We start from the raw sequence: 20,251 nt of genomic DNA, 5'->3' as shown, positions 1-20,251 counted from the left end.
ACCTCTGTGCGGTAGACATTCACCGATTCGATCCGGAAGGATTCCCAGCATGCGCCATTTGAACTTCCCTAAGGCTCAGCCCCCGTATAACCCGGAGGAATGGGCGGGCGTGAACCCGCGCTACTCCCACCTTCTGGAGGTGCCCACCACCGCCCCCATTGAGCAGCGGGCGCAGCAGGCTGGCGCGCGCCGCTGGCACTACCTGGATAACCTTCCGGTGCTGGTCGAGCAGGGTTTGGAGCCGATTGGCACGATCCTGTGCGTGCACGGTAACCCGACCTGGTCGTACCTGTGGCGTACCGTGCTGGATGCGGGCGTGAATGAGCGCGCCCCGTGGCGTGTGGTTGCGGTTGATCAGATTGATATGGGTTATTCGGAGCGCACCCACCTGGATTTGGAGGGTGAGCGCCGCTCCCTGACCGACCGTATTGCTGACCTGGGTGATTTCACGAAGGCACTCGGTCTGGATGAGACCGATAAGCCGGTCGTGACCCTCGCTCACGACTGGGGTGGGCTGGTGTCCTTCGGTTGGGCGCTGGAGCATCGCGAGATTCTTTCGGGCGTGATGCTGACGAACACCGCGGTCTACCATGACGGCATTGAGAATATCCCTGCCGCCCTGCGCCTGGCGTTGGGAGTGCACGAGTGGGGTACTCACGATTCGACCGCATTTATTGATGTGACCTTGGGTTTGGCTCAGAATGAGGGTCGCCTGCCTGCGCCGGGTTCTGCCGGTGCCGGGGCGCTTGATGGTGCCCTGCCGCAGCCGGTGGGCAAGCAGCCTAAGCGCCTGTACCCGAGCCCTCTGAACGAGGCGATTTACCGTACGTACCGTGCGCCGTACACTCATTCGGCGTGGCGTGAGGGTGTGCGTAATTTTGTGGGTGATATTCCGACCGGTACTGATATCCCCTCCTACGCTCCGATGCAGCGTATTGCCGAGCAGATTCGTGACCTGGATGTGCCCGCGTTCTTCCAGTGGGGTACGAAGGACCCGGTGTTCCAGCGCCGCTACCTGTTCGACCTGATGGAGCGCATGCCGCAGGCGAAGGTGCACCGCTACGAGAAGGCCTCGCACCTGGTCATTGAGGATTACGATATTGCCTCCCCCATGATTTCGTGGCTTGCGCAGACTTTCGGCACAAGGGAGGATGGCGCTCTGGTGCCCCCGCACAACGTTGAGGCGGAGCATCGTGCCGCTCGCGCACGCCGCCACGGTCTGACGACCGGCGAGGGCGCTACTGCTGAGGGCACCGCCGCTGAGGGTGCTGAGGGCGCTGTTCCCGCGGCGTTCCGACCCATGCTCGCAGCCCTCACCGAACGCGCCGATGACGCCTCCACCGCCGTGGTGGACATGGACCCCAAGGGCGACGGCACCTCCGTGTCTGTAACCCTGACCTGGGCTGAGCTGAACCAGCAGGTCAACGCCGCCGCGACCCGCCTGCACGCCCTGGGTGTGCGTCCGGGCGACCGCGTGAACCTGATGGTGCCTCCAGGTGCCCGCCTGACCACCCTGATTTACGCCTGCATGAAGCTGGGCGCTGTCATTGTGGTGGCTGATACCGGCCTGGGTATTCCGGGTCTGACTCGCGCATTGAAGGGCGCTAACCCGAGCTTCCTGGTGGGTATTCCCGCCGCGCTCAGTGCCGCCCGTACCCTGCTGTGGCCGGGTGTGCGTATTTCTGTGGAGCCGCTGGGTTCGGTGCAGGAGAAGCTGTTGGGCGTTGCCGGTTCGGTGTTTACCGCGCCCGCCGCTGACGGTACTCCGGGTGCTCCCGTGCCCACCCCGACCGTGGTGGAGTTCCCCTCCCCCGTGCCGGATGCTGATGCGGCGGTGCTGTACACCTCCGGTTCGACCGGCCCGGCTAAGGGTGTGGTGTACACGCAGCGTCAACTGGCGGGTATGCGCGATGCCATTGCGAATACGTACGGTTTTGCGCCCGGTAGCGGCCTGGTGGCTGGCTTCGCGCCGTTTGCACTGTTGGGCCCGGCACTGGGTGCTACCAGCGTGACCCCGACGATGGATGTGACCCGCCCGAAGACCTTGACGGCTTCGGCATTGGCGTCGGCTGCGGCGGCTATTGATGCGTCGGTCGTGTTTGCTTCCCCCGCCGCCCTGGTGAATGTGGTGGCGACTGCCGATGAGCTGAACGCTGAGCAGCGTGCGGCGTTGGCTAAGGTTCAGACCGTGCTGAGTGCTGGCGCGCCGATTCCCGTGCCGCTACTGGAGGCGCTCTCCGCACTCGTGCCGAACGCCTCCCTGCACACCCCGTACGGCATGACCGAGGGTCTGCCGGTGACCGATGTGTCTTTCGAGATGATTCGCCAGGCGATTGCTGAGGGCACCCCGAATGCTGCCGGTGAGGTGCTTGACCCGTTCGCCCGTGATGGCGTGTGCGTTGGTTTCGCGGTGTACGGTGCGGCGGTGGCTATTGCGCCGCTGCTGCAGGACGGTTCGGTCGCGGATGAGCTAACCCATGAGCCGGGTGTGACCGGTGAAATTCTGGTGTCGGCGCCGCATGTGAAGGACCGCTACGACACCCTGTGGGTGACTGAGGAGCAGTCCATTAGCACTCCGGGTTGGCATCATACCGGTGACGTCGGGCACCTGGACGCTTCGGGTCGCCTGTGGGTTGAGGGTCGCCTCGCGCACGTGCTGCTGACTTCGCAGGGCGTACTGACCCCGGTTGCGGCTGAGCAGTCCGCCGAGTCCCTGCCCGAGGTGCGCCGCGCCGCCCTGGTGGCGGTGGGTCCTGCCGGTACTGCGGCACCGGTGCTGGTCATTGAGGCGTCCGCGAATACTGCCGCGTTGGAGGCGCGCCAGTCGGCATCGGGTCTCAAGCGTGCCCTGCTCGATCGCGTGCCCGGCGCTCGCCGCTTCCCCATTGCGGAGGGTGTGGCGCCCTTCGAGCTGTCGCAGCTGGTGCGTCAGAAGGTTGCCGAGGATACCGACGTGGAACTTGCCGCGGTGCTGGTGGTGCACGAGCATCCGACCGATATTCGCCATAATTCGAAGATTGACCGCCCCGCCCTGGGTGAGTGGGCGTCGAAGGTCCTTGCGGGGGCGTAAGCGCCTGCCGGATCCCTAAGTCTAAGGAGTATGATGTCCCCTCATTCTTCGCGTGAGTCCTCTTCCCACGAGCCCGCACCCCGCCTGTCTGCGTCCCGCTTGTCTGGACACCGCCTGTCGACTGCGCATGCGGTGATTTCCCCGACGGCTCGGTTCCGCAAGCCAGCGCAGCCGCTGGCGGCGCGATACACCGACCCTGCCCCGCGTTCGCTGCGCCCGATTGAGGAGCCTGATTTTGCGCCGCGTATTGGCGAGCGCATCCTCTTTACCGGTGCGAGCGGCCTGCTGGGTCGTGAGAGCGTGCTGGCGTTGTTGCGTGCCGGCTATGATGTGCGCGTTTTTCAGCGTGGCGATTCGGGTATTGCGGCTCTGCTGCCCGATTCGATTCGCCTCCGTTTTGAGCAGGTGCGCGGCGATATTACGAACGCGCAGGCTGTTGATTTGGCGATGACCGGCGTGAACGGCGTGGTGCATGCCGCGGCGAAGGTTTCGGTCAGCGGCGAGTGGGCTGATTATGAGCGCATCAACATTGAGGGCACCCGCACCCTGCTACAGGCGGCGCTGAACCATTCGGTGTCTTCGTTCCTGTACATTTCCTCGCCGTCGGTTGCCCATGCCGGCGCGGCGATTGTGGGTGACGGTGCCGGCGTGGCGTCCCCGGAGCATGCGCGCGGTAACTATGCGCGTTCGAAGGCTGCCGCTGAGCTGCTCGCGTTGGAGGCGAACGGCACTCCCCTGCCCGGCGGTGGGGTTTTGCGTGTGGGTGCGTTGCGTCCGCACCTGATGTGGGGGCCGGGCGATACCCAGCTGGTCGAGCGTATTCTGGAGCGTTCCGCCGCGGGCCGCCTGCCGCTACTATCCGGCGGTACGGGTCTGATTGATACGCTCTACATTGATAACGCCGCGGATGCCGTGGTGCGCGGCTATCAGCGCCTCGACGCTTTTGCGGGCCGGGCGCTGGTGGTCACGAACGGCCAGCCGCGCACTATCTCTGAGCTACTCGGCGGTTTCTGTGAGGCGGTCGGCGTTCCCGCCCCGCGCTTCTCGGTGTCGGCGAAGGTTGCGGCCCTGGCCGGGCGCGTAATCGAGCGCGTGTGGGAGCGTCTGCCGAAGAACGTGACGGCCGGCGATGAGCCGCCCATGACGGAGTTCCTTGCCGAGCAGCTCTCGACGGCACACTGGTTCGATCAGCGCCGCACCCGCGAGCTGCTGCAGTGGGAGCCCGCCGTGTCGATTGAGGAGGGCTACGAGCGTCTGGGCTTGTTCTACGGGGACAGGTACAGCCGCTAGGTGCAGGCGATAGGTACAGCCGCCAGTTGCTTCTTGTCGGGGTGGCTTTCGGGTTGACTCCCTCGCCCCCCGTTTATACAGCTGAGGTTCAAACGAATGACGGCGTAGCTACATCCCCCGCGTGGGAGGAACGTGGCTACACCGTCATTCGCATATCTAGCGTGAGCCTTTACCTAGCGAGAACGTGGTGCCCGCTGGCAGTGAGGGCAACGGTAGGACGAACGGTTCTGGAACGGCTCGCGCACCATCAGGGTTGTGCGGCCCGCCTCCGCGCAACGAAGGCAGGGCTCCCCGGCACGACCATAGGCGTTCAGCGAGCGCTCAAAGTAGCCCGACTCGCCCAGCACGTTCACGTACAGGGCATCGAAACTTGTGCCGCCCGCCGCCAGGGACTCGCGTAGCACCTGGGTGACCGCCTCCAGCAGTTCGCGGGTTTGAGCGGCGCTAAGGGTGCGTGCGGGCTTCGCGTAGTGCAACCGCGCGCGCCACAGCGCCTCGTCGGCGTAGATATTGCCCACGCCGGAGATTACTGACTGGTCCAGCAACACCTTCTTAATGCCGCTGGAGGTGCGCAGGAACTTGCGGCGCACCGCCGCGGGGTCGAAGAATTCATCCAGCGGGTCGCGGGCAATGTGCTTGACCGCCTCGGGGACCAGAAAACGTTCGGGTACTTCGCTCTGCCCCATTTCATCGGGCGCTGCTTTATTCGCTGCAACCGCTGCGGGTGCGTCCGATACCAGCGGGCTGAGGAACATGCCGCCGAAGATGCGCTGATCCACGAAGAGCAACCGCTGCCCGGTGCTCGCCCGGTTGGCGCTCACCATGCTACCGGTAGCTCCCGCCGGTCCTAGTTCTAGCGCCACGCGCAGGTGCCGCGGCTGCTCATCAAAGGCCGCGCGAGCCTCAGATTCATTACCCGAGTCGCCGCCCGAGTCACTGCCGGAATCGCCGCCCGGCTCATCGCGCACGAGCAGCTGACCGCTCATGCCCAGATGCACCACGAGCGCCTCGTCGGCAAGCGTGCCGTCCGCCTCGCTCAGGGTCAGCCACAGGTACTTGCCGCGGCGGTAGGCGCCGCGCAGCGCCCTGCCGGTGAGTGCCGCCTCAAAGTGGGCGGGACCGGGCAGGTGCCTGCGGAGTGAACGGGCATCGACCACGCGCACCGCCCGCACGGGCCGACCCACCGAGTGCTCGGCTAGACCTGCGCGAACGGTTTCCACCTCGGGCAGTTCGGGCATGAATCTCTCCAATCAGCGGGGCTGCAGAATCAAGAGCCCGCAGAGCTAACAGACCTGCAGGATGCTTGAATGAGCCTAAACCAGAACGCGGTACGCCTGCTCAGCGGCAAGGCGCTCCGCCTCCTTCTTGCTCGGACCCACACCGGTGCCGGCCTGCTGGTTCGCCACAATAGCGACCGCAGTGTACACGCGCGCGTGATCGGGGCCCTCGCCGGTGACCTCGTAGCGCACGTCTCCCCAACCGCGAGCGGTGGCAAGGTTCAGCAGCTCGGTCTTCCAGTCGCGTCCAGAGTTCAGGACCTTCTCATCGTCGAGCAGCGGCGCAATCAGGCGCAACACCAGGTCACGAGCCGCCTCGCGACCGCACTCCAGGTAGGTCAGGCCGAAAATCGCCTCCATGGTGTCGGCAAGGATTGAGTCCTTATCGGCGCCGCCGGTGTGAATCTCGCCCTTACCGAGCAGGATGTACCTGCCCAGATCCAGGTCGCGTGCCACCTTCGCCAACGCCACCGTAGACACCACCACGTGGTGCAGCTTCACGAGCTCACCCTCGGGCAGGTCGGGGTAGCGTCGGTACACTTCTTCAGCGATCGCCAGGGAAAGCACCGAATCGCCCAGGAACTCCAGGCGCTCATTATGCTCCACTCCGGGGTTCTCGAAGGCGTAGGAGCGGTGGGTTAGGGATAGCAAAAACGTCTCGGCGTCGATATCGACTCCGAGACGTTTACGCAACTCCCTAGTATCAACACTAGGAAATTCAGTCATAAGGATTCACCGCTTCTTAGGCGTCTGCAACCTTACGGCCCTTGTACTCCAGGAACAGGGCGTTGCCTGCAGCGTCGGTTACAACCTTTGCCTGGTGGGGCAGGCTGTAGGTCACGCGACCGTTTTCAACGGTCTTAACCAGCTGGGGCACGGATGCCTTCCACTGGGAACGGCGTGCGCGGGTGTTAGCGCGGGACATCTTGCGCTTGGGAACAGCCACAGCTATCTCACAATCTCTAGTAACAACAATTTAGTTTTCGGTATCTGCACCGAGCAGGCCCTGTAGGGCCGACCAGCGCGGATCCAACACCTCGTGATGATGCCCGGGGTCATCCTCCAGGCGCGCACCGCAATCGGCGCACAGACCCTGGCAGGTGTCCCTACAAACAGGCTGGAACGGCAGTTGAAGGATTACTGCGTCCCGCAGAGCCGGTTCAAGGTCGATGGAATCATCCTCAACGGCGTACTGCTCATCTACTTCGTCTTCGGGGCCGCCAGCCGGGGCCTTCTCAAAGACGAAAAGCTCTTGAATATTGGCCGACATCTCGTAATCAATCGGATCCAAGCAGAGGCTACACTCGCCGTGTACATCCACAACGACGGAGCCGGTAACTAGGATACCATCAACAACAGACTCCATACGAATATCGAGGTCAATATCCGAACCCTCTTCCACGCCGATGAGCGCGTTACCCAGGTCTGCCGGTGCGGGCAGAACCTCAGTGAGAGTTTCCATGGTGCCGGGGCGGTGAATCAGGTTAGTGACTGATACAACCAGCGGCGATGCGTCTGCACGTGAAATGGCGTTTCTCCTTACGAAATGTATAAACCAAAGTCCCATTCTAGGGGTCATTCGCACCGTTAATCAAGATTAAGCGCCTTTTAAATCTCTTTAAGTGGCGCTCACCTCTTAAATATCCCCTTAAGGAGGCGCCGCGCGGCATTTAATCGGTCGGTCGGGGCTACTACTGGGGGACTTAAGCGCCCGGTCGGCGGTGCGAGTTATTCTGCCGGAGCCCTGCCGGTGGTCATGTCGGGCGTGTCGGATGGGTGCGCGCCCGGTGGCGTGCGCCCGGGTTGATGAGGCGTTTTCCTAGGCGCTCTTCAGGGCGCGGGCGACCGCCTCCGGCACGAAGGGAGTCACGTCACCACCCAGCGACGCCACCTCACGAATAATCGTGGACGACACCGCACCGTAGCGGTCCTCACCCGCCAAGAACACCGTCTCAACCTGCGCCAGGTGACGGTTCATGCTCGCCATCGGAGCCTCATAGCTGTAGTCCGTCGCAGAACGCAGACCCTTCACCAGCACCTTCGCGCCGCGCTCCGCCGCGTACTCGGCAAGCAGCACGCCTGGCGGAATCGGCTCCACGCTCACGCCCTCAATGCCGAGCTCCTGCAGGGACTCACGCACCAGCTGCACGCGCTCCTCCAGGGAGAAACGGTACTTCTTGGAGCTATTGTGCGCCACGCCCACGATCACCTTGTCAAAGAGCTGAGCGGCGCGGGCAATGATTTCCAGGTGGCCGTGGTGCACGGGGTCAAAAGAGCCGGGGCAGAGGGCAATCATGGCGGTCCCTTCACGAATAAATATCAGACGTTGGAATGAGTAGATACGGGCGAATTTAGGATGCGGGTTAGTGGCATGCGGGCGAGCACAGGCTGAGGCAGCAAGCTGCGGCGGCAATCTTAGGTAGCAATCTTAGGCAGCGAGCTCTTCAGCGTCCTCGCCGGATTCGTTGCCGAACTCGTCGCCTGCTTGCTCTTCCACCTCGTCAGGCTCCACATAGTAGAGAACCGTCTCACCGTGCTGACGGGTCGAAAAACAGTACAGGCCCTCGCCCCACACCGGCTCGGGGTCGCGCGAAGAACGCTCCACTACGACCACGGCGCCCTCGGCGAGCTTGGGGGTGAGCGCCTCCAGCAGCTCGCTGACCTGCTCATTCGGCATGGCGTAGGGCGGGTCAACAAACACCAGGTCCCACGGACCGGAGGCGGACTTCACGTAGGTCAGCGCCTGAGACTGCTGCACGCGCGCCGCAGAACCGGTAGCGCCAGAAGAACCGGTGCGACCCATTGCTTTCTCCACCGCGGCAACGTTCTTGCGAATCACCGCAACAGCCTTCGGGTACGTGTCCAGCAAAGTCACGGATGCGGCACCGCGAGAGAGCGCTTCGCAGCCCAGCGCGCCCGAGCCGCCAAAGGCGTCCAGCACGCGGGCGCCACGAATAATGTCGTAGCTCTCTAGCTTGGAGAAGAGGGATTCCTTCACCCGGTCGGTGGTCGGGCGAGTATTATCCCCCGGAACCGAGGCAAGGCGAACGCCTCCGGCGGCACCGGAAATAATACGGCTCATAGGTCTCTCCTCTTAACTAGTGCGGTGTGTTGACGTCACGGTTTCAGCGAGTGGTGGGCAAGGCTGGTTGATGGGCGGAGCGGGCAGAGCGTTCTGCCCCGTTGGGCGCTTATCCCCTGCCGAGGAACGCCTCACGGTCAGCGTCCAGAGCACGGTCAATCGTACGCGCCAAAGACGGATGCTTAGCCAGCGTCGGGTCCTTCTCCACCACCGAGCGGGCATCCTCGCGGGCACGCTCAATAATGTCGGCATCGGCGAGCGCCCGCAGGAACCGCAGGGTGCTCTTCGAACCCGATTGTGCAGCACCCAGAATATCACCCTCGCGGCGCTGCGCCAGGTCAATGCGGGAAAGCTCAAAGCCGTCCGTGGTGGAGGCGACCGCATCCAAGCGCTCGCGGGACACGCCGCCCTCCTCCTGGCGGGTCACCAGCAGACAGGTGCCCGCGTAGCCGCCGCGGCCCACACGACCTCGCAGCTGGTGCAGGCCCGAGATGCCGAAGCGGTCGGCGTCCATGATAATCATGAGCGTGGCGTTCGGGACGTTCACGCCCACCTCAATGACGGTGGTGCTGATGAGCAGGTCAATCTCTCCGCGCTCGAAAGCGGTCATGACGGCGGTCTTCTCCGCCGGGTCCATGCGGCCATGCAGGGTACCGATACGCACGCCGACGAGGGCGTCCTCAGTGCTCAGGTAGGAGTACATGGAGGCGACCGAGGTCAGCTGAACCTTGCCGTCGCTACTCGCGCTACCGCCCTGACCGAAATAGCCCTGGGCTGAGTTGCCCGCGCCAGTTCCAGCACCGTTCAGGCTGGATGCGCCAAAGAACGCGGCGCCTTCCTCCAGGCTGTCGCCATCCTCCCCGATTTTGGGTACAACAACATACACCTGGTGGCCCGCGTCGATTTCTTCGCGGGCGCGCCTCCACAGCCGGGACGCCCAGGCGGGCTTCTCGGCGAGGGGCACCACGTGCGTTGAGATTTTCTGGCGGCCCGCGGGCAGGGTGTCGAGCACGGACACGTCCAGGTCACCGAACACGGTCATGGCGACGGTACGCGGAATGGGCGTTGCGGTCATGACCAGGCGGTGCGGCAGGGCGCCGTCGGTGCCGCGCAGGCCGTCGCGCTGCTCCACGCCGAAGCGGTGCTGCTCGTCCACGACGACCAGACCCAAATCATGGAAGCTCACCTCATCGGAAAGCAGGGCGTGGGTGCCAATCACAATCTGGGCGGTGCCGTCGGCGAGCTCCTGCAGTACCTTGCGCTTGGCGCGGGTACCCATGGAGGCGGTCAGCAGGCGCACACGCACACGGTCGGGTTCCTCCTCGCTCCCCGCGGGGATTCCCTCGGCAGAACCGGCGGAAGAATCGTCAGAGTCTTCGGGCGCCGCTATATCCCCCAGAATGTCCAGCACCGAACGCAAATGCTGCTCGGCAAGCACCTCGGTCGGGGCGAGCATCGCGGACTGGCCGCACGCATCGGCAACCTGCAGCATGGCGCGCAGAGCCACCACGGTCTTACCGGAACCCACATCACCTTGCAGCAGGCGGTTCATGGGAGATTCACTCGACAAATCCGCGGCAATCTCAGCGCCCACCTTCTGCTGCCCTTCGGTCAGCTCGTAGGGCAGAACCTGAAGCAACCGATCGGCGAGGCCGCCCTCCACGGCGGGGCGCGGCTGGGTCAGGTGCGCGGCACGCACCGAATGCAGGCGGGCGAGCGCGCTCTGCAGTACGAACGCCTCACGGTAACGCATCTGTGCCTGCGCGGCACGCCAAGTGTCCTCAGAGTCGGGGGTGTGCAGGGCGCGGTACGTCCACTCCAGCGACGGTACCTTGCGGGCGCGACGAATCGTGTAGGGTACCGGGTCTTCAAGTTCTTTGAGCGGAACCTTTTCGAGCAGCTGCGCCATGTAGCCGCTGATGCGGTCGGTGGGCAGCTTCACGGGGGCGCGGTAGACGGGCACGGGGGCGGTGGCGGCGTCGGTGACGTCCGCGCCGGAGGCGTCCTTCGAGAGCAGGGCGTAGTGCGGGTTGGTGAGAGTGTATTCGCCGCGGTAGATGCCAACCCTGCCGGAGAACATCATGGTTTCACCCTCGCGGATTTCGCGGGCGGCGGTCCAGGCGTTGAAGAAGGAAAGCTTCATCTGCGAGCCGATGAGCGCACCGGGGTTCGTCATGCTGGGCGCAGGCACGCCAAAGAGGCCTCCCTGCGCGAACGAATCCTGGCCGTAGCTGTCTGCGTAGCCGCTATAGGAGGCGGGCTGCGCTCCCCTGCCCTGTGCGGGGTTCTGAGCCGCGGGGTTTTGAGCGCGGGGAATCTGGGCACCTGGGTTCTGTGTGGAGTTAGCGAGCGCGTTAATGCGCGGGTTGTGCATCCCGGTTGCCTGCCAGCTCTGCGCGGGCACGCCGGATACTCTGGATACGCTGGATGCGCCGGATGCGCCGGGGCGGTTAGCGCGCCCGGGCACCACGGATACAGGGCCATCAAAACCGGCGGGTGCATCCTGCCCGGTGGCGTCGGAAAGCCGGTCGGTGATGGTCACTTCCGTGATTTTGCCGCGCCGTGCCGCCATGGTTCGGGTGCTCACGTGCACCACGCGGGCAATGATGGTAACGTCCTGGCCCTCAACGAGTTCGGCGAAGGAGCTGAGCTCACCGCGCGGCAGGTATTTGCGCGGGAAGTATTCGAGCATCTCCCCGACGGTGTGCAGGTCCAGGTGCGTAGCGATTGCCTTGGCGCTGGGCGCGGGCAGGTACTTTTTGAGCGGCGCGTTTTCGATGCGGTCCTCGGAGGCGTAGCGCGCCAGGGCACGGCTTTTAGCCTCCGCGGCAGCTGATGCGGGCTTCTCAGCCGTAACCTTCTCAGGAGTTGCCTTCTTCGCGGAAGCTTTCTGGGCGGTAGCTTTCCTCGGCGTAGTTTTTTGCGCAGGCGTTGCCTTCTTGGAGGGGGTTTTCGGCTTTGCCGGGGTTTTCGGCTTTGCCGGGGTTTTCGATGCCGAGGCCTTGGAAGCGGGAGCTTTCTCTGCGGGCGCAGTCTTCTTCACTACAGCCTTTTTGGGTGCAGGCTTTTCAGCTTCTACCTCGGGCGCGCTCTTCTTCAGCGCAGGCTTCTGCTCGATTCCTTCGCTCGCTTTCGTTACCTTCTGCGGGCGCGCCGAAGCTGCCCGCGCGGCAGTTTCGCTCTGCTGCGGGCTCGGTTCGTTCTGAGCAGGTGCCTTCTGTGCAGGTTCCTTCTGAACTGCTCTCTTCTGAGTTGGCTTCTTCCGGGCGGGTGCTTTCCGAGCCGGTTCCTCCGCCTGAGTTGCCTGCCGCGCCGCCAACGCGATATCGACCAGCTCGTAGAGAGCGTCGTCGGTCATGGTGTGCGCGGCGGGACCCAGCGAATGCTTGAGCGTCTTGAGTGCCTTACGGTAGGGGGTGCTGGCGCGCTGTGCCGCGCGTTCGCTCAGCTCGGCGCGACTCACCTCGCCTCGAGCGTAGGCGGCAAGATCGCGCACGGTCAGCTCGGCGGTGGTGCGGAGCTGTTCATCGCTCAGTAGCGGCGCATCCTTTTTCCGTTGCCGAGCTCGGGTCGTAGAATCAGCACGGGTCGCAGAACCGGCACGGGCAGGCTCCACAACCGTTGAATCTACGGGCTCATCCTGCGCTGCCTCAGCTTTCGCGGGCTTAGTATTTGTCGGCTTAGTTTTGACCGGAACAGGCTCGGGAAGCCCCAAGTCTAGGGCTTCCTGCTGTGGGTTCACGGAACGTCGGGCGGGGCTCATGCGCCGCCCTCCGCGCCGCACGCGTGGTCGGCGTGACGACCATCCGCCAGGGAGGAAATACGCTCATCCGACCACTGACCGTAGCCCGTAATCAGCTCGCGGGCGGGGTCGATGTCGAGCACGTGCACGTGCAGCGCCCAGAGTCCAGCCGCCATGTCCAGGGGCGTAATGAGCAGGCTGTCGCCCATGGCTTCAAGTTCGGGGCGCAACTGCGCCAGGGCGAGGGGCTCACAGGTCAGCGTACCCATAAGCTCCCAGCCGCTCTGCTCCGCGTGTTCTGCGTGCTCGGCAGGTTCAGCGCCCGCCTGTTCAGAACCCACTCGTGCCGCAGAACCGGCTACAGAAGTCACACCGGTAGAGGGTGCACGCAGCATGGATTCCACCTGCGCCTCATGCAGGGTCGCACCCTCCCAACGCGGGTTGGAGTGCACCACGGCAAGGTAGAAGCCGAGCGCGCCGGCATCCACGAAACCGGCAAGCTCGGGTGAGGGCGGGAACTGCGCGGTACGTTCCAGAGCGGCACGCATCAGCGCACGTCGACGCTCTTTCAGCACCTCGTCAGCAGCTTCTGCGTCCTGCGATGCTTCATAGTGTGCGTCCAGGCGGGCGAGCTCCACCATGACCGACAGCATCGTGGAGGGCACCATCTGCTCCCCCACGCTGGCGCGAATACGCTCAGCCGCGAACGCCATCGCGCGCGCCTCCGCGTGGGCGTACTCCAGCTTCACTTCGCGGTGCTTCGGCAGGGAACCGCCAGCCAGCACACGCTCGTAGTCTGCTTCCAGGGTGCGCACGAGCGGCAGCTCATCGCCTGCGTCACCGAGCTCCTGGGCGAGGTTTCCGGGCAGGAACCAGTAGCTACGCACCGCCTCCAGCGCCCAGGCGCAAAGCAGGGTCCCCGAGTTGCCGCGCGCCACGCGGGATGCGCGCATAATCGCGTGCTCGTAGATTCCGCCCAGCTGAATCCACAGGTGAGCAAGGGTTTCCTCTTCGGAGGCGCCCGCCGCCTCGGGCATGTAGGCGCCCTCCCCGCCGGGAATTTCGCCAGCGGGAAGAACCTCGCTGGGAAGAACTTCACTGGGCAGAACCTGTTCCATGCCCCGCTCAAACTCTTCGGTCAGGGTCAGCAGGGTGTGGGCGATATTGGATCCGGTGTCCTTATCGGGCACGGGGAACCCGTTGAGCTCGTTGAGCGCCTCGCGGTAGCGTTCGATGGTGGTGCGGGCGGCGGTTGACCACGCTACACCGAAGCGGTAGGCGCGCACGCAGGCGCGGCGGTAAATCTCGCGTTCTTCGGTGCGCTGGTTCTGTTCTGCGTTCACGCTACCCTCCTCGTCAGTTTCGTCGGTTTCGCGCGGTTCTCGGCTGAGTTTGTGGCTAGTTCCCGACTGATTTCCCGGTTAGTTCCCAACTGATTTCTCAGCGCCCGCGGCACGGGCGGAATCCAGTCTATTTCGTACTTCTATTCTAGGTAATTTCGGTTAAATGTACGGTATTGTCCGCTACCTATCCCGCGGGATGAAAGCACGGAGGATGAAAGCACGGACTAAACATATAAACCGCACGCGCCTCGCGGCACTCGGCAACATTCGGCAACACTCGGCGGAGCTCCTACGCGGAAGCCCCGTAGTGTTCCCAGCCCATGCCGTCCAGGGAGCGGCCGTCCATAACCACCGCCGCGCCGGTCACCGCATTGTGGCGGCGCTCGGCACCGTAGAGTTCAGCGCTCAGACCGCGCTCCGGGGCGTCCGCAACGCAGGTGCCCAGGGGCACGAACTCTTCGGGCACCTCACCGGGGAAGGTCGCCAGCAGGCCGTGGTCCTCCCCGCCGACCAGCACGAAGGTGCGCGCCAGGGATGCGGGGCTCTCCCCCGCCTCGTTGCGCTCACCAATCGCCAGCAGCAGGCGCGCCAACGGTAGCAGCGGCTCGGCGAACGCATCCACGGCGGCACGGTCGAGGCGCATCTGCACCCCGGAGGCGGCGGCAACTCGTCCAGCATCCTTGACGAGCCCGTCGGAAAGATCCAGCATGGAGCTCGCCCTATGCTGGCGTGCCACTTCACCGGCGGGGATGGGGCTGACCGGGTGGTGCTGCGAGTCGACGGCACGCTCGCAGACCGCGAGCATATGCGCGGCGTCTTCGGGGGTGAGGGTGAGGGCTAGCTCGATGAGTCCTTCAGGAAGAGCGGCTGAGTCTTCACCCGACTTTTCAGCCTGCTTCTGAGCCCACGCCTGAGCTACCGCCCCCAGCGCCGCCTCAGCATCCTGACCTGCGGCGATGGCGCGCAGTAGTGCCGTGGCGGGCAGGGAGAGCGGGTTGAGCAGCAGGCGCAGACCGGCATCGGACCAGGCGGTACGCCCCGCCAGGGCGATAGTGTCGCCGGGGCGTGCACCGGAGCGCAGCACGGCGCGGTCCGTGTAGCCGAGGGCGGTGACGGTCACCGACATTTCGGTGGAGTCGCCAATATCGCCGCCGCCAATCACACATTCGGTGGCTCCGCAGGCGTTGATTCCGTCCACAATGCCGTGGGCGAAGCCGTCAATCCAGCCGTAAGGAGTGCTACCGGGCAGGCTCAGTGAGATGAAGAGACTCGCCGGGCGCGCACCCATGGCGGCAACGTCGGCGAGGTTCTGGGTCGCGGCTTTGCGCCCCACATCGTAGCCGCTACTGCGGGCGGGGTCCAGAATGAACTCACCGGCCTCACCCGCCCGTGCGATACCACCGGGCCACAGGTTCATGAAGTCTTGGTCCTCAACGAGAGTGTCGGTGGTGACCACGGTACGCTGACCGGGCGCGGGCTCGGCGAGGACGGCACAGTCGTCACCGGGGCCCACCTCGAGGGGTTCGATGCGCCCCGCCTGGCGTGCCGCTGCGGCAACCTGCTCGTTGTGGGCGTTGATAATCGGCATGAAAGCGCGCAGAACGCGGGACTCCCCCAGCTTTGAGAGAGGTGTCTCTCGCATGGGGTTGTCCCGCGTTTCGCTAAAAGTCTGAGGATTCACATCCTCTATTATCGCGTATTCTTACGCGTTATGTTCGCCTTATGCTCCGCGGCTGAAGTAGCGGATTGCCAGAGCAATCAGCACCAGACCGATGAGCGAGAAGAGAATCAGCGGTGCAATACCGGAAAGTCCGGAATCGTCCGCGTCCGCATTCTTCACGGCCTGCTCCTGGGCGGCATTCGCGCCGTCAGCCTTTGCCACGCTCTTTGCAGAGCGGCTGGCGCTAGCCGAGGTGGAGGAGGAGCTAGGCGACTTCGAAGTCGATACCGAGCTTGAGGAGTTCGAGGGGCTTGCCTCGTGGGAGTGGTCCTCCTCTGTCTTATTGCGCGAGAGGTATCCAGCAACCCAGTCAGCCGCACCCGGAATGGAGTCATTCGAACCGTTATTAGCTGCGATTCGTCCGAGGGTGGTGCCACCAGAACGCAACGGATCGTCATCCTCGCCATCAAGCCTGTCGCTCGGTGCCTTGCTCGGTGAAGAGCTCGAAGATCCCGAAGAGGAACTTGCGGATTCAGAGGAGCTGCCCGGTCGCGGAAGCTCAATGGAGATGATGACATCTTCCCCAGAGACTTCCTGACGATTGCCGGGGACGGTCACCGGGTTGTTCGCCGGAGGAATCGGAGCAACAGGTTCGGTCTCGATCGGGGTAACCGATTTGGAGTCCGAGCTGTCCTTGTTATCCTCTACCGGAGCTACCGGAATCACGGGGATGACCGCATCCTTGGTCGGCTCCTGCTTAGCTTCCTTGGAGGGCTCCTGAGTCGGATCCTGAACCGGGGCCGGAACAACTGGAACCTGAGAGGGCTCCTGGGTCGGCTCGGGAGTTACGTCCTTAGTCGGCTCGGGAACCGGGACGGGATCCTGGGTCGGCTCCGGATTCGGTTCCGGAGTGGGGTCCTGGGTCGGCTCCGGGGTCGGTTCGGGAGTTACGTCCTTGGTCGGCTCAGGAGTGGGCTCCGGATTCGGTTCCGGAGTGGGGTCCTGAGTAGGCTCCGGGGTCGGATCCTGAGTAGGCTCAGGAGTTGCATCCTTGGTGGGTTCCGCGGTGGGCGCAACGGTCGGTTCCGGAGTGGGAGCAACAGTAGGTTCTGCCGTCGGCTGGACCGTAGGCTCCGCAGTCGGAGCTACAGTCGGCTCAGCCGTCGGAGTTGCGGTAGGAGCAACACTCGGTTCGGCACTTGCGCTAGGAGCTACGGTCGGCGTAGCGGTAGGTTCAGCGGTCGCATCCTTAGAGGGCTCTACGCTAGGACTCGCCGTAGCACTCGGGTTTGCAGTCGCACTAGCAGAAGCGGTGGGCTCGGCAGTAGGCTGCGCGGTAGCGTTCGGGGTAGGAGTCGCATCCGGGCTGGGCGTAGCACTTGCGGAAGGCTCGGCACTAGCAGTGGGCTGAGCGCTCGAAGAAGCGCTAGGCTGAGCGATGGGCTCTGCCTGCGCATTGTCAGTCTTATTGTCCCCCTGAGCGGTGGGCCATGCGCTCACGGTTGCGAGCGTGGGTACTGCCGTCTGAGAGGAAGATGCCGCGTTTGCGGTGGGGTCCAGGGTTAGGCTTGCGGTGCCGACAGGGTTTGGCGGAACCTGAGACGCAGCCTCCTGCACATCTTGAGCAAATGAGGCTACGTAGGGGCTTCCGGAAGCAACCAGTGCTGTCGCCAGACTCGCAGAGACCACCTTACGGTTTCGTTTTCCCAAAGGTTGTCCTTGACTTTCTGATACGTTGTGAGTGAATAGATACCCAATCGCTAGGGCAGATTGGATATACCTTCATCTATTCTACCGAATCGGCTTTTTCTTCATTACTCATTTTAGCGCTTTCATACCAATCTTTGAGCTTCAAGATGTGCAACGACCATCAACAACATCTTTTCATTACCTAGAAGCATCATTTCATGCACTTGTGAGCAGAATTACGTTTTGCCTTATCAATACCACTTTAAAACTTGCACTCCACCATCCAAGCGACTTCGAGGCGAATATAAGTGATTTTTCTCATGAGTGAAAAACGAGCGATTCTCATAAGCTTTTGGAGCTCAATACGTACCAATTACCCTTCCCACAAAGGCATTAACTTGCCCACCGCGCAAAAAGCGCCCCGGCGCGAATCCCTCAAGAATCCGCACCGAGGCGCCTTACAACAGGGGCTACTCCCCCGCCGTTACGTATTCAATAACTGAGCGCAGTCAAAACGACGGCGCGCCCAAGAACTAGCGCTACCTCAAGAACTAGCGCAGACCCAGGGGGCGTTCCATCGCCAGGGTCAGCAGCTCGCTAATCAGGTCGGTGTAGGAAATGCCGGTGCTCTCCCACATGGTCTTGTACATCGAAATCGGGGTGAAGCCGGGCATGGTGTTCACCTCGTTGATGACCAGGCGGCCATCCTCGGTGTAGAAGAAGTCCGCACGAGACAGACCCTCACCATCCAGCGCCAGGAACGCCTTCACAGCCAGCTCACGCAGACGATTCTGCACATCCTGCGGCAGGTTCGCCGGGCACACGGTCACAGCGGAAGACTCAGAAACGTACTTCGCCTCAAAGTCATAGAAGCCGTGATCCTCGTCCACAACCTCGATCTCGCCGGGGTAGGATGCGCGCGGCATCTCGCCGTGGTGGCCATCGAGCACAGCGCACTCGATTTCGCGGCCCACAATACCCGCCTCAATAATGATCTTCGGGTCGTGGCGGCGTGCCTCTTCAATCGCGGGCACGAGCTCCTCCACCGAATCCACCTTGGTAATACCGAAGGAAGAACCTGCGCGGGTCGGCTTCACGAACATGGGGAAACCCAGCTTCAGCACGCGCTCCAGAATCTGCTCGCGGTCCTCGTGCTCCCACTGGCGGTTGGTGACAACCTCGTAGGGGCCGACCTCCAGGCCAGCGGACTCGAAAGCAACCTTCATGAAGTGCTTATCCATACCCACAGCGGATGCGGTCACGCCGCAACCCACATAGTGCAGGTCAGCCATTTCCAGCAGACCCTGCACGGTGCCGTCCTCACCGAAGGGGCCGTGCAGCAGCGGGAACACAACGTCTACCGGTGCAGTGCGGGTAACGTTACCCTCAGCATCCACCAGGGTCAGGCGGGAATCGCCGGCGCCCATCGGCAGGAACACCTGCTGGGTCCCCTCGGGGAACTCTGCGGTACCGCGTGTGCCAGCAGTCAGCTCGGCAAGCTGCTGCTCATCGGTCAGGTACCAGCGGCCGTCACGGGTAATACCGATAGTGATGACGTCGTAGGCGGTGCGGTCAATAGCGCCCAGAACGCCGGCAGCGGTAATGAGCGAAATCGGGTGCTCAGAGGAGCGGCCACCGCACAGCAGGGCGACGGTCTTCTTCTCGGTCATATATTTCTCCTAGTCAATGTTCCCCTACCCTTAGGTCCGGAAGGTGGAACGGCAATGCGTCAATAATCCTAACGCACGAATACCGTCGCGGTCACTGATGCGTTTCTCACGCACCGGTTTTCCGCAACGGTATCCGTCCTTGGATGTTTACATTCAATCTTCTTCTAGTATGTCCTGGCACACAACCCGAATCAAGGGGTGCCAGCACACCAGAAAGCTTTAACCTTAGTGGCCCTCATGCTTGAGGCGGCGACCCAGCAGCTGAGGCGCCAACTCCTCAATGCCAATACGGCCCGAAAGCACAGCCACCACAGCCTCAACAATGGGCATCTCCACGCCGTGACGACGAGCCAACTCAGCCACCACCGGCGCCGACTTAATCGACTCAGCGGTCTGGCTCATATGCTCGTGCAGGCGGTCAGGGGTAACACCCTGAGCCAGCAGGCGGCCCGCCGTGTGGTTACGAGACAGCGGCGAAGAGCAGGTCGCAATCAGGTCGCCCATACCGGCAAGACCGCTCATCGTCGCAGCCTCACCGCCCAACGCCACCGCCAGGCGGGTAATCTCCGCCAGACCGCGCGTCATAATGGACGCCTTCGAGTTATCGCCGTAATTGCGGCCCTCGCAAATACCCACGCAGAGGGCAATCACGTTCTTCACCAGGCCACCAATTTCGGTACCCACCACATCCGTGTTGGTGTACGGGCGGAAGTAACCGCACGCAATCGCGTGAGCAACAGCCTCAGCCACCGGCAGGGTACGAGCCGCAACCACGGAGGCGGTAGGCTCCTCCCCCATGATTTCCTTCGCCAGGTTCGGGCCCGAGAGCACGCACACGCGGTGCGGAATATGACCGATCGCGCGCACATCAGCACCGCGCAGAGCCATAGCCTCTTCCAGCTCCTCGGTAATGACCTGCGACATGCGCAGACCCGTACCGGTCTCCAGGCCCTTCGCCAAAGACACCAGCATGGCGTTCGGCTCAATATAGCGGGCGAAGCTCTGCAACTGCGAACGCAGAACCTGCGCAGGCAGGGCAAGAACCACGATATCGGCGCCGGTCAGCGCCGCGGGGGCATCCGCCGTGAAGTGCATGTTGTCCGGCAGCTTCATTCCCGGAAAATAGCGGGCGTTCTCGCGGGTGCGCTCGCACTCAGCCATCACCTGCTCATCACGACCAATGAGGGTCACACGAGTGTCATCTCCACGCTCACGGGCAGCATCCGCCGCGATCTTAGCGAAAGCGGTGCCCCAGCTACCGGCACCCAGCACCGCAATAGACTGTACGGTTGCCGGAGGGGTAAATTCAGGGCTTGCTGCGGGGGTGCGTCCAAAGAAAGTCACGAAAACACCAGCCTCTCTTCCTTGTGAGGTCCTTGGGTGAGCCACCGAAGGCGCCCGGTCGGGCACCTATCGGTGGCTCTCATA

Annotated in this window: 14 protein-coding genes; 2 read left to right on the top strand and 12 right to left on the bottom strand. The window is 63.3% G+C overall.

All coding sequences use genetic code 11. The features are described from left to right. Positions 1 to 49: 49 nt before the first annotated feature. Together HMPREF2710_RS04865 and HMPREF2710_RS04860 are read left to right on the top strand one after the other, a co-directional pair. The gene (locus tag HMPREF2710_RS04865; protein WP_070599822.1) at positions 50 to 3,070 is read left to right on the top strand and encodes an alpha/beta fold hydrolase; all 3,021 of its coding nucleotides are present in this window, start codon (positions 50 to 52) and stop codon (positions 3,068 to 3,070) included. A 33-nt stretch (positions 3,071 to 3,103) separates the two neighbouring features. Further along, the gene (locus HMPREF2710_RS04860) at positions 3,104 to 4,360 is read left to right on the top strand and encodes an NAD-dependent epimerase/dehydratase family protein (protein WP_070599819.1); all 1,257 of its coding nucleotides are present in this window, start codon (positions 3,104 to 3,106) and stop codon (positions 4,358 to 4,360) included. Between the two features lie 173 nt (positions 4,361 to 4,533). Here HMPREF2710_RS04860 and mutM read toward each other — a convergent pair whose 3' ends face one another. The 12 genes from mutM to HMPREF2710_RS04800 form a co-directional block, all read right to left on the bottom strand. Beyond that, entirely contained in the window at positions 4,534 to 5,598 is a 1,065-nt protein-coding gene (gene mutM / locus HMPREF2710_RS04855) for a bifunctional DNA-formamidopyrimidine glycosylase/DNA-(apurinic or apyrimidinic site) lyase (protein WP_070599817.1), read from the bottom strand. Positions 5,599 to 5,673: 75 nt separating this feature from the next. Continuing rightward, entirely contained in the window at positions 5,674 to 6,363 is a 690-nt protein-coding gene (rnc, locus tag HMPREF2710_RS04850; RefSeq protein WP_012903342.1) for a ribonuclease III, read from the bottom strand. 16 nt (positions 6,364 to 6,379) lie between these two features. Continuing rightward, entirely contained in the window at positions 6,380 to 6,583 is a 204-nt protein-coding gene (rpmF, locus tag HMPREF2710_RS04845; RefSeq protein ID WP_005505656.1) for a 50S ribosomal protein L32, read from the bottom strand. 30 nt (positions 6,584 to 6,613) lie between these two features. Continuing rightward, positions 6,614 to 7,216, bottom strand: coding sequence for a YceD family protein (locus HMPREF2710_RS04840; RefSeq protein WP_371326312.1), 603 nt, complete (start codon positions 7,214 to 7,216; stop codon positions 6,614 to 6,616). 240 nt (positions 7,217 to 7,456) lie between these two features. Beyond that, complete coding sequence (coaD, locus tag HMPREF2710_RS04835) at positions 7,457 to 7,933, bottom strand: pantetheine-phosphate adenylyltransferase (protein WP_049356676.1); 477 nt, start codon at positions 7,931 to 7,933, stop codon at positions 7,457 to 7,459. A gap of 132 nt (positions 7,934 to 8,065) precedes the next feature. Then, on the bottom strand, positions 8,066 to 8,719 hold the full coding sequence (gene rsmD / locus HMPREF2710_RS04830; RefSeq protein ID WP_012903339.1) for a 16S rRNA (guanine(966)-N(2))-methyltransferase RsmD: 654 nt from the start codon (positions 8,717 to 8,719) through the stop codon (positions 8,066 to 8,068). Positions 8,720 to 8,828: 109 nt separating this feature from the next. Further along, a complete protein-coding gene (locus HMPREF2710_RS09240) occupies positions 8,829 to 12,482 on the bottom strand; it encodes an ATP-dependent DNA helicase RecG (RefSeq protein ID WP_083303489.1) in 3,654 nt (1,217 codons plus the stop codon). Then, the gene (locus tag HMPREF2710_RS04820) at positions 12,479 to 13,804 is read right to left on the bottom strand and encodes a DAK2 domain-containing protein (RefSeq protein ID WP_070599815.1); all 1,326 of its coding nucleotides are present in this window, start codon (positions 13,802 to 13,804) and stop codon (positions 12,479 to 12,481) included. The genes HMPREF2710_RS09240 and HMPREF2710_RS04820 overlap by 4 nt, the downstream gene beginning before the upstream one ends. Before the next feature lie 289 nt (positions 13,805 to 14,093). Next, entirely contained in the window at positions 14,094 to 15,446 is a 1,353-nt protein-coding gene (locus HMPREF2710_RS04815) for a thiamine-phosphate kinase (protein ID WP_070599813.1), read from the bottom strand. Positions 15,447 to 15,524: 78 nt separating this feature from the next. Further along, positions 15,525 to 17,174, bottom strand: a complete 1,650-nt coding sequence (locus HMPREF2710_RS04810; protein WP_070599812.1) for a PT domain-containing protein — start codon at positions 17,172 to 17,174, stop codon at positions 15,525 to 15,527. 530 nt (positions 17,175 to 17,704) lie between these two features. Next, a complete protein-coding gene (locus tag HMPREF2710_RS04805; RefSeq protein ID WP_049349044.1) occupies positions 17,705 to 18,823 on the bottom strand; it encodes a D-alanine--D-alanine ligase family protein in 1,119 nt (372 codons plus the stop codon). A gap of 225 nt (positions 18,824 to 19,048) precedes the next feature. Beyond that, positions 19,049 to 20,167: an NAD(P)H-dependent glycerol-3-phosphate dehydrogenase gene (locus HMPREF2710_RS04800; RefSeq protein WP_070599810.1), complete on the bottom strand. Its 1,119-nt coding sequence runs from the start codon at positions 20,165 to 20,167 to the stop codon at positions 19,049 to 19,051. Between the last annotated feature and the right edge of the window lie 84 nt (positions 20,168 to 20,251).

Origin of the sequence: Rothia sp. HMSC069D01 (assembly GCF_001810135.1) — a bacterium.
GTDB lineage: Bacteria > Actinomycetota > Actinomycetes > Actinomycetales > Micrococcaceae > Rothia.
This window is presented reverse-complemented; position numbering and strand designations above follow the sequence as displayed.

Coding starts and splice junctions, on each gene's coding strand:
- rnc (WP_012903342.1), bottom strand. CDS start 6,363: ATGACTGAATTTCCTAGTGTTGATACTAGGGAGTTGCGTAAACGTCTC.
- coaD (WP_049356676.1), bottom strand. CDS start 7,933: ATGATTGCCCTCTGCCCCGGCTCTTTTGACCCCGTGCACCACGGCCAC.
- HMPREF2710_RS04860 (WP_070599819.1), top strand. CDS start 3,104: ATGTCCCCTCATTCTTCGCGTGAGTCCTCTTCCCACGAGCCCGCACCC.
- HMPREF2710_RS04815 (WP_070599813.1), bottom strand. CDS start 15,446: ATGCGAGAGACACCTCTCTCAAAGCTGGGGGAGTCCCGCGTTCTGCGC.
- HMPREF2710_RS04865 (WP_070599822.1), top strand. CDS start 50: ATGCGCCATTTGAACTTCCCTAAGGCTCAGCCCCCGTATAACCCGGAG.
- HMPREF2710_RS04805 (WP_049349044.1), bottom strand. CDS start 18,823: ATGACCGAGAAGAAGACCGTCGCCCTGCTGTGCGGTGGCCGCTCCTCT.
- HMPREF2710_RS04840 (WP_371326312.1), bottom strand. CDS start 7,216: ATGACCCCTAGAATGGGACTTTGGTTTATACATTTCGTAAGGAGAAAC.
- rsmD (WP_012903339.1), bottom strand. CDS start 8,719: ATGAGCCGTATTATTTCCGGTGCCGCCGGAGGCGTTCGCCTTGCCTCG.
- mutM (WP_070599817.1), bottom strand. CDS start 5,598: ATGCCCGAACTGCCCGAGGTGGAAACCGTTCGCGCAGGTCTAGCCGAG.
- HMPREF2710_RS09240 (WP_083303489.1), bottom strand. CDS start 12,482: ATGAGCCCCGCCCGACGTTCCGTGAACCCACAGCAGGAAGCCCTAGAC.